The 14439-nt window shown below is 69.5% G+C and carries 14 protein-coding genes; all 14 read left to right on the top strand.

All coding sequences use genetic code 11. The features are described 5' to 3' along the window. A partial coding sequence (gene rpsB, locus Q0L54_RS02000; protein WP_296665057.1) for a 30S ribosomal protein S2 occupies positions 1 to 752 on the top strand: 752 nt, incomplete at its 5' end. A gap of 10 nt (positions 753 to 762) precedes the next feature. Next, positions 763 to 1602, top strand: coding sequence for a translation elongation factor Ts (gene tsf / locus Q0L54_RS01995; RefSeq protein ID WP_296665055.1), 840 nt, complete (start codon positions 763 to 765; stop codon positions 1600 to 1602). A gap of 50 nt (positions 1603 to 1652) precedes the next feature. Beyond that, positions 1653 to 2399, top strand: coding sequence for a UMP kinase (gene pyrH, locus Q0L54_RS01990; protein ID WP_296665053.1), 747 nt, complete (start codon positions 1653 to 1655; stop codon positions 2397 to 2399). A 25-nt stretch (positions 2400 to 2424) separates the two neighbouring features. After that, entirely contained in the window at positions 2425 to 2982 is a 558-nt protein-coding gene (gene frr, locus Q0L54_RS01985; RefSeq protein ID WP_296665051.1) for a ribosome recycling factor, read from the top strand. 109 nt (positions 2983 to 3091) lie between these two features. Continuing rightward, entirely contained in the window at positions 3092 to 4225 is a 1134-nt protein-coding gene (locus Q0L54_RS01980; RefSeq protein WP_296665049.1) for a phosphatidate cytidylyltransferase, read from the top strand. Beyond that, positions 4222 to 5334 carry a 23S rRNA (adenine(2503)-C(2))-methyltransferase RlmN gene (gene rlmN, locus Q0L54_RS01975; RefSeq protein ID WP_296665047.1) on the top strand — a complete coding sequence of 371 codons (1113 nt, stop codon included), beginning with the start codon at positions 4222 to 4224 and terminating at the stop codon, positions 5332 to 5334. Before Q0L54_RS01980 ends, rlmN begins: the two co-directional genes overlap by 4 nt. After that, positions 5334 to 5897 (top strand): DivIVA domain-containing protein, encoded by a 564-nt coding sequence (locus Q0L54_RS01970; protein ID WP_296665045.1) that lies wholly within the window; start codon positions 5334 to 5336, stop codon positions 5895 to 5897. The genes rlmN and Q0L54_RS01970 overlap by 1 nt, the downstream gene beginning before the upstream one ends. Further along, positions 5894 to 7048 (top strand): 1-deoxy-D-xylulose-5-phosphate reductoisomerase, encoded by a 1155-nt coding sequence (dxr, locus tag Q0L54_RS01965; protein ID WP_296665042.1) that lies wholly within the window; start codon positions 5894 to 5896, stop codon positions 7046 to 7048. Before Q0L54_RS01970 ends, dxr begins: the two co-directional genes overlap by 4 nt. Positions 7049 to 7053: 5 nt before the next feature. Continuing rightward, positions 7054 to 8364, top strand: coding sequence for a site-2 protease family protein (locus Q0L54_RS01960; RefSeq protein ID WP_296665040.1), 1311 nt, complete (start codon positions 7054 to 7056; stop codon positions 8362 to 8364). A 58-nt stretch (positions 8365 to 8422) separates the two neighbouring features. Then, positions 8423 to 9556, top strand: a complete 1134-nt coding sequence (gene ispG, locus Q0L54_RS01955) for a flavodoxin-dependent (E)-4-hydroxy-3-methylbut-2-enyl-diphosphate synthase (RefSeq protein WP_296665063.1) — start codon at positions 8423 to 8425, stop codon at positions 9554 to 9556. Continuing rightward, on the top strand, positions 9553 to 10473 hold the full coding sequence (locus tag Q0L54_RS01950; RefSeq protein WP_296665038.1) for a DUF4081 domain-containing GNAT family N-acetyltransferase: 921 nt from the start codon (positions 9553 to 9555) through the stop codon (positions 10471 to 10473). The genes ispG and Q0L54_RS01950 overlap by 4 nt, the downstream gene beginning before the upstream one ends. Positions 10474 to 10665: 192 nt before the next feature. Further along, the gene (locus Q0L54_RS01945; protein ID WP_296665036.1) at positions 10666 to 11991 is read left to right on the top strand and encodes an S-layer homology domain-containing protein; all 1326 of its coding nucleotides are present in this window, start codon (positions 10666 to 10668) and stop codon (positions 11989 to 11991) included. Positions 11992 to 12094: 103 nt separating this feature from the next. Then, on the top strand, positions 12095 to 13321 hold the full coding sequence (locus tag Q0L54_RS01940) for a polysaccharide pyruvyl transferase family protein (RefSeq protein ID WP_296665034.1): 1227 nt from the start codon (positions 12095 to 12097) through the stop codon (positions 13319 to 13321). A 48-nt stretch (positions 13322 to 13369) separates the two neighbouring features. Further along, positions 13370 to 14434, top strand: coding sequence for a glycosyltransferase (locus tag Q0L54_RS01935; RefSeq protein ID WP_296665032.1), 1065 nt, complete (start codon positions 13370 to 13372; stop codon positions 14432 to 14434). Positions 14435 to 14439: the final 5 nt, after the last annotated feature.

The following is a 14439-nucleotide window of genomic DNA, read 5'->3' as shown; positions in this document are numbered from 1 at the left end:
ACTTCCAGACCGTCAGCAAGCGCGTCGCGCGCCTCAAGGAGCTCGAAGAGATCGACTTCGACGACGTCGCCGGCTCGGGCCGCACCAAGAAGGAGCTTCTCGGGATGCGTCGCGAGAAGGACAAGCTGGACAAGACGCTCGGCGGCATCCGGGACATGGCCAAGGTCCCCTCAGTGGTGTGGATCGTCGACACCAACAAGGAGCACCTCGCGGTCGACGAGGCTCGCAAGCTGGGCGTCCCCGTCGTGGGCATCCTCGACTCGAACTGCGACCCGGACAACGTCGCGTACGGGATCCCGGGCAACGACGACGCGATCCGTTCCGTGGGCCTGCTGACCCGCGTGATCGCGGACGCGGTCGCGGAGGGCATCCGCCTGCGTCACGCCGGCGGCACCACCGGTGCCGAGGCCGAGGCTGTCGAGGAGCCGCTCGCCGAGTGGGAGCAGGAGCTGCTCGACGGCGCCAAGGAGGAGATCGTCCCCGAGGTTGTGACTGAGGAGGCCGCCGTGGAGGCCGTTGCCGAGGTTGTGGCTGAGGAGATCGCCGAGGAGGCTGTCGCCGAGGTTGTGGCTGAGGAGATCGCCGAGGAGGCCGTCGCCGAGGTTGTGGCTGAGGAGATCGCCGAGGAGGCCGTCGCCGAGGTTGTGGCTGAGGAGTCCGCCGAGGAGGCCGTTGCCGAGGTGGTGGCCGAGGAGGCCGCCGAGACCGTCGCCGAGGCCCCCGCGGCCCCCGCTGCCAAGAAGAAGAAGTAAGGACTCCCACATGGCGAACTACACCGTTGCCGACATTCAGGCGCTCCGCGAGCGCACCGGCGCCGGCATGCTCGACGTCAAGAAGGCGCTCGACGAGGCGGAGGGCGACCTGGACAAGGCCGTCGACATCCTCCGCGTCAAGGGCCTCAAGGGCGTCACGAAGCGCGAGGGCCGCTCGGCCTCCGAGGGCCTCGTCGTGACCGCGATCGAGTCGGTCGACGGCGGTCAGGTCGGCACCCTGGTCGAGATCAACTCCGAGACGGACTTCGTGGCCAAGAACGCGACGTTCATCGCGCTCGCGGACAAGGTGCTCGCGGCGGTGGTCGCCGCTGGCGCCACGTCCGCCGACGACGCCCTGGCCGCCCCGCTCGATGGCCGGACCGTCAAGGACGTCATCGACGAGAACGCAGGAGTGCTGGGCGAGAAGATCGTGCTGCGCCGCGTGGCACGCGTCGAGGCGCCCGTTGTCACCGAGTACCTCCACCGCACCAACAGGGACCTGCCCGCCCAGGTGGGCGTCCTCGTGGGTACCGACGCCAAGGCGGCCGACGTGGCGCGCGATGTCGCGATGCACATCGCCGCGTACTCGCCCACCTTCCTCGAGCGTGAGGACGTCCCCGCGGAGACCGTCGCCAACGAGCGTCGCGTCGCCGAGGAGACCGCCAAGGGTGAGGGCAAGCCGGAGGGCGCGCTGCCCAAGATCGTCGAGGGCCGCCTGACGGGCTTCTTCAAGGAGAACGTGCTGGTCGACCAGGCGTTCGCGAAGGACCCCAAGACCACCGTCGGCAAGGTGGTCGCCAACGCGGGTGGCGAGGTTGTTTCCTTCGCCCGCTTCCGTGTGGGAGCCTAGGTCCCAAGCACCCATATTGAGCGAGGCGCGGCGCGCCGTCAGGAGGTTCCGTGTCCGAGACCAGTGATCTGATCCCGGGCGAGGAGGCCCCGGAGGCGCGCCGCGTGCTTCTCAAGCTCTCCGGCGAGATGTTCGGCGGGGGCGAGATAGGCCTCGACCCCGCGGTGGTGCGCCGCGTCGCCGGCGAGATCGCCGACGCGGTCCGCCGGGGCGTGCAGGTCGCGATCGTGGTGGGCGGCGGCAACTTCTTCCGCGGAGCGGAACTCAGCCAGAGCGGCATGGAGCGCGCCCGTGCGGACTACATGGGCATGCTCGGCACGGTGATGAACGCGCTCGCGCTTCAGGACTTCCTCGAGCAGGCGGGCGTCCAGACCCGCGTCCAGACCGCCATCACGATGGGCCAGGTCGCGGAGGCCTACATCCCGTTGCGGGCGATCCGGCACATGGAGAAGGGCCGAGTCGTCATCTTCGGCGCGGGCGCGGGCATGCCCTACTTCTCCACCGACACGGTGTCGCTCCAGCGCGCCCTCGAGACCCGCTGCTCCGAGGTCCTGATGGGCAAGAACGGCGTCGACGCCGTCTACACCGCGGACCCGCGCAAGGACCCCACCGCGGAGCGGCTCGAGACCATCAGCTACGCGGAGGCCCTCCAGCGCCGGCTCGCGGTGATGGACGCGGCGGCGTTCTCGCTCGCCATGGACAACCACATGCCGATGCAGGTGTTCGGACTCGACACCCCTGGAAATGTGACTCGCGCCCTGCTAGGTGAGAGAATCGGGACCCAGGTGACGGCGTGATGCCTCACCTCAGAAGGAGACAAGCGTGACTGAGATCATCCTCCTCGAGGCCGAGGAGAACATGGACAGGGCCGTCGAGGTCGCGAAGGACAACTTTGCCACCATCCGGACCGGCCAGGCTTCTTCCGCGATGTTCGCGCACATCGCCGTGGACTACTACGGCGCGCCCACGCCGCTGCAGCAGCTCGCCGCCATCAACGTGGTCGAGGCGCGTACCGTGGTGATCTCGCCGTACGACATGAGCGCCAAGAAGGAGATCGAGTCCGCCCTGCGGAACTCGGATCTGGGCGTCAACCCGTCGGACGACGGCAGTGTGCTGCGCATCAACCTGCCGCAGCTCACCGAGGAGCGTCGCCGCGACTACGTGAAGCTCGCGCGCGGCAAGGCGGAAGACGCCCGCGTCACCCTGCGCAACATGCGCCGCAAGGGCATGGACCAGATCGCAGCGGCCGTCAAGGACGGCGAGGTGGGTGAGGACGAGGGCGTGCGCGCGGAGAAGGAGCTCGACGCGCTCACCAAGAAGCACGTCGACGTGATCGACGCTCTCCTCGCGCACAAGGAGAGCGAGCTGCTCGAGGTCTGATGACACCCGCGACCGTGCGTCAGGGCGTCTCGTGAGGTGGGGGCGTCGCCGTGAGGCGCCCGAAGCCTCCGAGGCCGACGCCACGCCGGGGGGCGGCGTCTTCGCGCCCGTGACCCAGGTACCCGACCGGGCCGCGCCCGAACTCGACGGCACCGACGCCCTGGCCCGCCCATCGGTCACCGCCGATGCGGCGCCCGGGTTGTGGCCGCCGGGACTTTCGACCGGCGAGATCGAGTTGCCGGGACCGGCCGATGCGGCGTCCGAGCATCCCGTCGAAACGTCGCCCGAGCCCCGTGCCGTCGAGCAGATCTCACCCGCCGTCGCCGACGCCGTCGCGCCTTCGCTCCCACACGATGCGGGTGAGGACGATGCGGTGGACCCGGTGGACCTGGCGGTCCCGTTGTCGGGCACTGTTCCGACCGCGACGCCGCGACGCGGCGGTCGCAACCTCTGGCTCGCCAGCGTTGTGGGGACGCTGCTCGCCCTCGGCGCGCTCGTCGCGGCGTGGTGGGACCCGCTCGCGTTCGCGGTCACCATCTACGCCTTCTGCATAGCCGCCGTCATCGAGTGGCGCAATGCGCTGGCCCGCCTGGGCATGCACGTGTCGCTCCCGCCCGTGCTGCTGGCGACGGTGGGCATGGGCGTGGCGACATGGTTCGGCCGCGGCGAGGGGCTCGTGGTCGCGCTGCTGGTCGCGAGCGCCGGCGTGCTGGCGTGGCGCATCGTCGACGACCGCATCGAGAACACCCTTGCTGACTCGCTTGTCGCGATCCTCACGCTCACCTGGATCCCGTTCCTCGCATCGTTCATGCTGCTCATGGAGCTCTCGCGGGACGGCTGGAAGCTGGTGCTGATCGTGTTCGCCGCGGTGGCGCTGAGCGACACCCTCGCGCTCTTCACGGGCATCCTGTTCGGCCGTCGCCCGCTCGCGCCCCGCGTGAGCCCCAAGAAGACGTGGGAGGGGGCGATCGGTGGTGCCGTCTTCGGCATCGCCGGCGCCGCGGGTTTCGCGTACGCCCTGCTCGACGGGCGATGGTGGGTGGGCGCCGCCGTCGGCGCCGTCTGCGTGGTTGCGGCCGTGCTGGGCGACCTCGCGGAGTCCGCCCTCAAGCGCGACATCCACGTGAAGGACATGTCCAGCGCGATCCCGGGCCACGGAGGCTTCCTCGACCGACTCGATTCGATGCTGCCCGCCGGCGCCGCGGCGTACGTGGTCTTCGCCCTACTCCTGGACACCCTATGACTCAGCACCCGCTTCTGCCGATGCTCGCCCCTCGCCGGGGCAAGCCGCCACGACACTTCGCGGACCTGGGCCAGGCGGAGCGTGTCGACGCGCTCAAGCAGCTGGGCCAACCGGCCTTCCGTGCCAAGCAGCTCGCGACCCACTACTACGACCACCTCACGGTGGCGGCCGAGGACATGACGGACCTCCCGGCGGCGGCTCGCGAGGACCTCGTCGGCGAGCTGTTCCCTCCTCTGCTCACGCGCGTCATGTCCCTCGCGGCGGACGGCGGCGAGACGGTCAAGACGCTGTGGAACCTCATGGACCACGCGAAGGTCGAGTCGGTGCTCATGAAGTACCCGGAGCGCGCCACGCTCTGCGTGACCAGCCAGGCGGGCTGCGGGATGGCCTGCCCGTTCTGCGCGACCGGTCAGATGGGCCTCACGCGCAACCTCTCGGCCGCCGAGATCATCGAGCAGGTGCGTCTGGCCGCTCGCTCCGCGCGGGACGGCGAGCTCGGTGGCGACCCGGTGCGCCTGTCGAACGTGGTGTTCATGGGAATGGGCGAGCCGCTCGCGAACTACGCCGCCGTCATCACCGCGGTCCGCGCGCTCACCAGCCCCGCCCCCGACGGGTTCGGGCTGTCCGCGCGGCACGTCACGGTGTCCACGGTGGGCCTGGTGACCGGCATCGACCGGCTCGCCGCGGAGGGAATCCCTGTCACCCTCGCACTGAGCCTCCACGCCCCCGACGACGAACTGCGCGACGAGCTGGTGCCCATCAACGCTCGCTGGAAGGTGGACGAGGCGCTCGACGCGGCGCGCCGGTACTTCGACGCCACCGGCCGCCGCGTGAGCATCGAGTATGCGCTGATCCGCGACATCAACGATCACGCCCACCGCGCGGAGCTGCTCGCGCAGAAGCTCACCGCCCGGGGCGACGGCTGGGTCCATGTCAACCCGATCCCGCTCAACCCGACGCCCGGCTCCAAGTGGACGGCGTCGGATCCGAAGGTCGAACAGGAGTTCGTTCGCATCCTCAGGATGCATGGAATTCCCACGACTATCAGGGATACTCGAGGCAGCGACATCGACGGTGCGTGCGGACAGCTGGCGATCAAGGAGAGATGATGACGGTCCTGTTCCCGAAGGTGAGCTCCCTCAAGCTCGGCTATCACCCTGTCCAGGTCGAGGAGTTCTTCGACCACGCGCGGTCCGCGTACGAGGGCCCCGGCAAGCAGGCGCCCGAGTTCGCACCACTCGACGTGCGCCGCACCGCGTTCGACCTCAAGCACGGCGGCTACGAGACCGCGGCCGTCGACGCGGCGCTCGACCGTCTCGAGGTCGCTTTCGTCAACCGCCAGCGTGACGCGTTCGTGCGGCTCAACGGCCAGGACGCGTGGATGCAGGACCTGGCGTCGCGGGCGCAGACGCTGTACCCGCGGCTGCGTCGCCCCGCTGGGGACCGATTCGCGCACCCGTCGGGCGTGGGCCGCGGCTACCGGGCGGCCGACGTCGACGAGCTGCTCACCCGCGTGACGGCATTCTTCGACCGGGGAGCCCCGCTCACGGCCGACGAGATCCGCGGCGCGACCTTCCGGGCGGCGCGCGGGTCGCGCGCCTATGAGGAGGGCACGGTCGACGCGTTCCTCGCGCGCATGATCGACATCCTGCTCGGCGTCACCGAGGGATGACCCGCACCGTCTCGCTGCTCGGGTCCACCGGGTCCATCGGCACCCAGGCCCTGGATGTCATCGCGCGCCATCGCGACCGCTTCGACGTGATCGCGATCGCCGCCGGAGGCGCGGACCCGGCGGCGATCATCGCCCAGGCCCGTGAACATCGTCCCCGGCTCGTCGCGCTCGCGCGCGAGTCCGCGGTCGCCGAGGTGGCGTCAGCGCTGCCAGGGATCGACGTCCGGGGAGGGGCCGATGCGGTGATCGAGGCCGCCGCCCTGGGCGCCGACGTGGTGCTCAATGGGATGACGGGCTCCGTGGGACTCCGGCCCACCCTCGCCGCACTCGCGGCGGGATCGACCCTCGCCCTCGCGAACAAGGAATCCCTGGTCGCCGGCGGAGCGCTGGTCACGGCGGCCAAGCGGCGGCCCGACCAGATCGTGCCCGTCGATTCCGAGCACTCGGCGCTGGCCCAGTCGCTCCGCTCCGGCTCGCACGCCGAGGTGCGGCGCCTGGTGGTCACGGCCTCCGGCGGCGCATTCCGCGGCCGCAGCCGCGCATCGCTCGCGCACGTGACCCCGGCGGATGCGCTGGCGCACCCCAACTGGGACATGGGGCCCGTGGTCACCATCAACTCCGCATCGATGATCAACAAGGCGCTCGAGGTGGTGGAGGCGCACCTCCTGTTCGACATCCCCATGGATCGCATCGACGTGGTGGTCCACCCGCAGTCGATCGTGCACTCGATGGTCGAGTTCGTCGACGGCGCCACCATCGCTCAGGCCTCGCCGCCGGACATGCGCCTGCCGATCGCGCTGGGCCTCAGCTGGCCCGAGCGGCTCGGTGATGTCGCTCCGCGGCTGGACTGGACTCACGCTCAGTCGTGGACCTTCGAGCCGCTCGACGAGGACGCGTTCCCCGCGATCCGACTCATGCGCGACGCCGTCGCGGCGTCCCCGCTGCATCCCGCAGTGCTCAACGCCGCCAACGAGGAGTGCGTCCAGGCGTTCGTCGACGGCGACCTCCCCTTCCTTGGAATCGTTGACACGGTGCGAAACGTTGTCGAGAAGTACCAGGCGCCCGCGCGGATCACGCTTGACGAGGTGGATCACGCCGAGGCGTGGGCCCGCGAGCGCGCGCGCGCCGTCATCGCGGCAGTGAGAGGCTAGGAGACATGGCTGAGGCAGTGGGCTGGATCGTCCTCATCGTGGGACTGCTGATCTCGATCGCGTTGCACGAGCTGGGGCACATGATCCCGGCCAAGCGCTTCGGGGTCCGCGTCAGCCAGTACTTCGTGGGGTTCGGCCCCACGGTGTGGTCGCGCCATGGCAAGGAGACCGAGTACGGGGTGAAGGCGATCCCGCTGGGCGGGTACGTCCGGCTGGTGGGCATGATCCCGCCCGAGGACGCGGTCAAGCCGGTGCGCGGCACCGGTCGGGTCGCCCGGCTCATCGCCGACACTCGCGCATCGTCCGTCGAGGAGATCCACCCGGGCGAGGACCACCGGGCCTTCTACCGGCTCGCCTGGTGGCGCAAGGTGATCGTCATGCTGGGTGGGCCCCTGGTGAACCTGGTGCTGGCCGCGGCGCTCTTCACCGGTGTGCTGTTCTTCGTCGGCCTGCCCGGCCCCGCGTCGCTCACGGTGGCGCAGGTCACCCCGTGCGTCCCTCAGCCGGCGGCAGAGTGTGCGCCCGGCGACCCCGAGTCGCCCGCCCTCCAGGCGGGGCTGGAGGTGGGCGACACGGTCACCGCGGTGGATGGCGTCGCCGTCGACTCCTGGGAAGCGTTCACCGCCTACGTCGCCGCCCGTCCCGGCGAGGAGATCGTCATCACCGTCCTGCGCGACGGTGCGAGCGTCGACATCGCGCTCACGCCCGCACTGAGGGAGCGCGCCGTCTACGACGAGGACGGCAACCCCGTCACGGACGCCACGGGAGCCGCGGTGACCGAAGAGGTGGGCTACATGGGGATATCGCCCACGGCGGTCATCGAACGGCAGGGCATCGGCGCGGGCGTGGCGCTCACCGCCGACTACCTGGTCAGGACTGTCGACGTGGTGGCGCACCTCCCGCAGAACGTCTACCACGTGGCCCGCGCCGCGCTGGGTCTCGAGGACCGCTCGCAGGAGTCCGTGATCGGCATCGTGGGTGTGGGCCGCGTCGCCGGCGAGATCTCCGCGGCCGAGATCGAGGGCTACACGATCACCGGCAAGATCGCGGACATGCTGATGGTCCTGGGCGGGCTCAACCTGGCACTCTTCGTGTTCAACATGATCCCGCTGGTGCCGCTGGACGGCGGCCACGTCGCCTCGGCGCTGTGGCAGGGCGTGAAGAACGGCTGGGCCAGTGTGCGTGGCCTCGCGCGGCCCGCGCCCGTCGACGTCGCGCGCATGATGCCTCTTGCCTACGGGGTGTTCGGCCTGCTGCTGGTGATGGGCGTCATCCTCATCTACGCGGACATCGTCGCACCCGTGAGCCTGGTGTGAACCCGGTGCCGCCTCAACGTTGGGAGATACTGGAATCGTGACCTCCATCGGACTCGGAATGCCCGCCCTGCCTGCCCCCGTGCTGGCGCCGCGGCGCAAGACCCGCAAGATCAAGGTCGGCAGCGTGTACGTGGGCGGCGACGCCCCCGTGAGCGTGCAGTCGATGACCACGACCAAGACCCACGACGTGAACTCGACGCTCCAACAGATCGCGGAGCTCACGGCGTCCGGCTGCGACATCGTGAGGGTGGCCTGTCCCACGCAGGACGACGCCGACGCGCTCGAAACCATCGCGCGAAAGTCGAACATTCCTGTGATCGCGGACATCCACTTCCAGCCCAAGTATGTGTTCGCGGCGATCGAGGCCGGCTGCGCCGCCGTGCGGGTCAATCCCGGCAACATCCGCAAGTTCGACGACCAGGTCAAGGAGATCGCGCAGGCGGCGAAGGACCACGGCACGTCGCTGCGCATCGGCGTCAATGCAGGCTCCCTCGACCCGCGCCTCCTGGAGAAGTACGGCAAGGCGACCGCCGAGGCGCTGGTCGAGTCCGCGGTCTGGGAGGCGAGCCTCTTCGAGGAGCACGACTTCCACGACTTCAAGATCTCCGTGAAGCACAACGACCCGGTGGTCATGGTGCGCGCGTACGAGATGCTGAGCGAGCGGGGCGACTGGCCGCTGCACCTGGGCGTCACGGAGGCCGGGCCCGCCTTCCAGGGCACCATCAAGTCCGCGACCGCGTTCGGCGCCCTGCTGAGCCAGGGCATCGGCGACACCATCCGCGTCTCGCTGTCCGCGCCTCCCGTGGAGGAGGTCAAGGTGGGCATCCAGATCCTGCAGGCGCTCAACTTGCGCCCGCGCAAGCTCGAGATCGTGTCCTGCCCGTCCTGCGGCCGTGCCCAGGTCGACGTGTACGAGCTCGCGGAGAAGGTCACCGCCGGGCTCGAGGGCATGGAGGTGCCGCTGCGCGTGGCCGTCATGGGATGCGTGGTCAACGGCCCGGGCGAGGCCCGCGAGGCGGATCTGGGCGTGGCGTCCGGCAACGGCAAGGGCCAGATCTTCGTGAAGGGCGAGGTCATCAAGACCGTTGCCGAGAAGGACATCGTCGAGACGCTGATCGAGGAGGCGATGAAGATCGCCGAGACCATGGAGCCCGTCGAGGGCGCGAGCCCGGAGGTAGTCGCGACCTCATGACCGACTCGTTGCTCAGGCGCGCCCAGCACTCGCTGGCGCCCCTGCAGCGGCGGGATCTGGCGGCGGCGATCGAGCTTGCGGCCGCGGATCCGGTCGCTCACGTGGTTCCGCTCATGCACCTCGAGTCCGCACGCGCGTCGGGGATGATGCCGGCCGCGATGTGGGCCGTGAGGCGGCGCAGCGGGCTGCACAGTGAGGTGGTCGGGCTGGTGTGGAACGGCGCGAACCTCTCGGCCGTGCTCTCCGAGGAGCAGACCGAGGACGCGGAGTCGCAGCGCGCGGACGTCGCTGCGGCCGCCGTCGCACGGCTCACGCGTCCCGCCGCGCTCGTGGGTCCGGCCGCGACCACCCTCGACCTGTGGGGGAGGGTCGAGCCGTGGTGGGGACCCGCGCGCGAGGTCAGGCCGCGTCAGGTGTCCATGGCGATCGGGTCCGATCCGCTCCGGGTGGACGGGATCGATGCGGAGGGCCTCGACCTCGCCGCGGTGCGGCGGGCCACGCTCGATGACTACGACCTGCTGCTGCCCGCCTGCATCCACATGTTCATCGGCGAGGTGGGGTACGACCCGATGCGGCACGGGCGCGCGGGCTACGAGGAGAGGCTGCGGTTCCTGGTGCGCGCAGGCCGGGCCTACCTGCAGTTCGGCACGGTCGACGGGCAGCGCCAGGTGGTCTTCAAGGCCGAGGTCGGGGCGCTCGGCGGCGGAGTCGCGCAGCTGCAGGGTGTCTGGGTCCACCCGTCCCTCAGGGGTCGAGGGCTCGCCCGCGCCGGGCTGGGCGCCGTGATCGACGGGGTGCGCGCCTCGCTCGCACCCACCGTCAGCCTCTACGTGAACGACTTCAATCCGGTCGCGATCCGCGCCTACGAGGCGGTCGGGTTCCACACCGTCGGGACCTTCGCGACCGTGATGTTCTAGGCCCCTCGGGGGCCTTGCGGGTGTGACATGCGTCTCACCCGCCTTTCGATGTGGGCTACGTCACAGAATTTTCCCTTATGTATGCCCTGATAGCGCCGATACTCTCACCGGGATCAACCGATTTTCCCGAGCCGTCTCCGGATGGTTGACCAACCCGTGAGGTACGTCATGCGAAGAATCCTGGCAGTCGCTGTGACCGTCGCCCTGTCGCTTGCTTTCGCCGCGCCCGCGCAGGCGCTGAGCTCCGACGGCGACGACATTCTGTCCTCGACCAACTCCTGGCGCAACTCCAATGGGCGGTCCTCCCTGGCCGAGCTTCTCGACCTGAACGCCGTCGCTCAGAACTGGGCGGAGTACCTCGCGAAGACTCGCGTGCTCAAGCACAACCCGGACGTCTCCTCGCAGATCCCCTCAGGGTGGTCCAAGTGGGGCGAGAACGTGGCCTACGCCTGTGGCTACTCGAACCCCGCCGCGGTGATCATGAACGGCTGGAAGAATTCACCGGGTCACAACGCCAACATGCTCGACTCCGGCTTCAAGCAGATCGGCATCGGCGTGGCGACGGACAGCAGCGGGTGCACCTGGGCGGTCCAGAACTTCGCGACGTACTCGAGCCTCAGCACGGGAGGCACCTACAGTGGTTCCGCCTCGCTGTCCGGCTCCCTGAACGTTCCCGCGAGCTGGGGCGGTTCCACGGTGTGCGTCGGCGCCTACCCCGCGACCACCACGGACAAGGCGTACCTCGACCCCGCGGGGCCGCAGAGCTACGCCTGCGGCGCACCCGGCTCCACCTTCACGATCGGCGGGCTGGCGAAGGGCAAGTCGTTCCACCTCCGCTTCATCGGCCGCAAGGCGACCAGCAGCTCCGACTTCTCCAACGGCTGGCCCGCGCGCTGGTGGGGCGCCTCGGAGAACACGCCGATCGCGGCGACCATCACGCTGCCCGCGGACAACTCCTCGACCACCATCTTCTTCTTCGACGACGTCTCGAAGTCGACATCGGGCTTCTCGTCCATCGTGTGGATGGGGGACGAGGGCGTGTCGACCGGCTACTCCAACGGCGACTACGGCCCCACCGACTCCGTGACGCGCCGCCAGATGGCGCAGTTCATGTACAGGCTGATGGACCGGCCGGGCTTCCACGCTCCGTCGTCGTCCCTGTTCCCGGACGTCAAGTCCGGCACCTCCGGCTACGTCGACATCCAGTGGATGGCGGTCGAGGGGATCACCACCGGGTACTCCGACGGCCTGTACCGTCCCGACAGCCGCGTGACGCGCAAGCAGATGGCGCAGTTCCTCTACCGCCTCGCGGGCAGCCCCGGCGTCAACCTCCCGAGCAAGTCGCCGTTCCCGGACGTCTCCCCCTCGGAGAGTGGCTACGCGGCCATCGTGTGGATGTCCCAGAAGGGCCTTGCGGGCGGATACGAGGACGGGCGCTACAAGCCGTCCTACAACGTGACGCGTGGGCACATGGCGCTCTTCATGAAGAGGTACAACGACGCCGGTCTCACGGGCTGACCCCCGGCGGGGCTCCTCCCCACCCGCCGTGCGGTTCGCCCCCACGGGGCTCACGCGCTCACGTTAGGATGGGGCGCCGAACCCCGAAGAGGAGCACCCACGTATGAGCACGTCCCTGACGCCTGCCCGCATCGTCCACGGCATCCGCTGGCGACTCCGCAAACTCCGCGGCGCCCTGAGCTGGCGTGCGCGCAAGGTCCGCGATGCCGCGAGGGTCCGCATGGCGCGCCGCAGCGCGCAGCCGCGAGTCGACGCCTTCATGCGCGGCGAGGCGAAGCGGCCGCTGGGCATCGTCGGATTCTTCGGGCACGGCAACTACGGCGACGAGCTGTTCCTCGATGTGTTCCACCAGCACCTCGGCGACCGCTTCGAGCTCAGCATCATCCCGGATCTCGAGGCGAAGCCCTACTTCAGCCGTCCCGTCGAGGAGAAGGTGGCCGAGGTCGACGCGATCCTCATGGGTGGCGGCGATCTGATCCAGCGCTGGAACACGGACCCGCGATACTTCGACCGCGAGTACCTCACGAAGCCGTTCTTCGTCGCGGGCGTGGGCGTGCCCATCTACGAGGGTTCCGAGAAGCACCTGGAGAAGGAGCACATCATCCGCCGCCTGCAGGGCTTCTTCAGGCACCCGAACGTCAAGTTCATCGGCATGCGCGACGACTTCGGCGCCAACTGGATCCGCACCAAGATCCAGCCCACTGCGCCCGTGGTGAGCGAGCCCGACATCGTCTGCTCGCTCGACCTGCCACCGGCGACCAAGCCCGAGGGTGCGCCCATCCTGGGCATCGTGACACGGCAGCGCCGGGTGGACACCCCGGACGACTACACCCGGCTCATCGAGCTGGCGGAGCACGCCAAGGCGAGGGGTTGGCGGATCCGCCACATCGTGCTGGGCACCGGCTCCGTGGGCGAGCGTGACGTGGCGAACGCCGAGGCGCTGGCCGTCGAGGGCAAGGAGCTCGTCTACACCGAAAGCCTCGACGAGCTCTCCGTCGCGATCGGGGAGTGCACCGCGTTGGCGTCCATGAAGTTCCACGGCACCGTGGTCGCGACCATGTACGGCGTGCCGTCCATGGTCCTCATCCCCACCAACAAGAACGTGAACTTCATGGAGCGGATCGGCCGGGGCGACCTGGTGGCGCAGTACAACTCCGACCGACTGCTCGAGATCTTCGGCGAGAACGGACCCGAGCCCATCGCGGCCGAGTCCGTGGCCATGCTCCGCGAGAGGTCCACCGCCCTCATGCAGGACGTGCGCGCCCGCATCTCCGCCGAGGTGGCCAACGCGATCATCCACGAGGTTGGCGACCAGGCGCGTTCGCGCTAGCAACGGCTGGGGTCGCCGCAACGATGGATCGGAAGGGAGACTGACGTCATGAAGGGTCGCCGTACGCTCACGATCTTCCCGTTCTGGCGCGACAACCCCTATCCGAACCTCATGGCGCTCGCCACGGCGGCGTCCGACTTCTCGGTGCAGGGCCCCACCCAGCTCGACAGCCTGCTGCGGGTGATCGCGCACAGCCGCAGGGGCGACGTGCTCCACTTCCAGTGGACCGCACCCGTGATCCAGCGGGCCCAGGATGCCTCGGATGCGCGCGCTCGGCTGGGGCGATTCAAGCGAGCGATCGACCGGTTCCGCAGGAGCGGTGGACGGCTGGTGTGGACGGTCCACAACGCGATGCCTCACGAGCTCCTCTATGAGGCCGAGGAACTGGAGCTGATGCGCTACCTCGCCAAGGCGGCGGACGTCATCCACGTGATGAATCCGGCGACCGCGGAGGTTCTCGCGCCGGACGTGGTGCTGCCCCGGGAGAAGATCGTGGTGGTCCCGCACCCGAGCTTCATGGGCCTCTACCCGCGCGGGCCCGGACGGGAGGCCGCGCGCGCCGCCTTCGGCTTGCGTCCCGAGCAGCGCGCCGTCGCCTTCGTCGGACAGATCCGGCCGTACAAGGGAATTGTGACCCTGCTGCGCGCGCTGGACTCACTGACCCCCGAGCAGAAGGCGCAGACGGCGCTGCTCCTCGCCGGTATGGTGCGCGCCGAGGACGTCGAGACCGTCGAGGATGCGATCCCGTCGGGGATGACGGTGGTTTATGAGCGCGGCTTCGTTCCCGATGGGGAGCTGTCGCGATGGTATGAGGCCGCCGATCTCGCCGTTCTGCCTTACGAGCGCATCCTCAATTCCGGGAGCGCCCACCTGGCGGCCACGTTCGAGGTTCCCATCGTGCTGCCCGACGCGCCCCACCTGCGCGCCGAGTTCGGCGACGAGCCGTGGGTGCGGTTCTTCGATGGGGACGATGCGGTGCCCGAGCTCACGCGGCTGTTGGCGGACCCCGCCACGTACGAGCGTGACCGCGACGCGCTGCGCGCCTTCAACACGGCTCGATCGCCGTGGAACATGTCGGAGCGGATGCGGGACGAGGTCCTCGCCCCGTCCTGATCCTG

This window comes from Demequina sp., from assembly GCF_024642165.1.
Lineage (GTDB): Bacteria > Actinomycetota > Actinomycetes > Actinomycetales > Demequinaceae > Demequina.
The sequence above is the reverse complement of the archived record's forward strand: the minus strand, read 5'-3'. Positions and strand labels throughout refer to the sequence as shown.

Bases quoted from the DNA above. Each gene is read 5' to 3' on its own strand.
- Q0L54_RS01935 (WP_296665032.1), top strand. From the start codon at position 13,370: ATGAAGGGTCGCCGTACGCTCACGATCTTCCCGTTCTGGCGCGACAAC.
- tsf (WP_296665055.1), top strand. From the start codon at position 763: ATGGCGAACTACACCGTTGCCGACATTCAGGCGCTCCGCGAGCGCACC.
- ispG (WP_296665063.1), top strand. From the start codon at position 8,423: ATGCCCGCCCTGCCTGCCCCCGTGCTGGCGCCGCGGCGCAAGACCCGC.
- Q0L54_RS01940 (WP_296665034.1), top strand. From the start codon at position 12,095: ATGAGCACGTCCCTGACGCCTGCCCGCATCGTCCACGGCATCCGCTGG.
- rlmN (WP_296665047.1), top strand. From the start codon at position 4,222: ATGACTCAGCACCCGCTTCTGCCGATGCTCGCCCCTCGCCGGGGCAAG.
- Q0L54_RS01970 (WP_296665045.1), top strand. From the start codon at position 5,334: ATGACGGTCCTGTTCCCGAAGGTGAGCTCCCTCAAGCTCGGCTATCAC.
- dxr (WP_296665042.1), top strand. From the start codon at position 5,894: ATGACCCGCACCGTCTCGCTGCTCGGGTCCACCGGGTCCATCGGCACC.
- Q0L54_RS01960 (WP_296665040.1), top strand. From the start codon at position 7,054: ATGGCTGAGGCAGTGGGCTGGATCGTCCTCATCGTGGGACTGCTGATC.
- Q0L54_RS01950 (WP_296665038.1), top strand. From the start codon at position 9,553: ATGACCGACTCGTTGCTCAGGCGCGCCCAGCACTCGCTGGCGCCCCTG.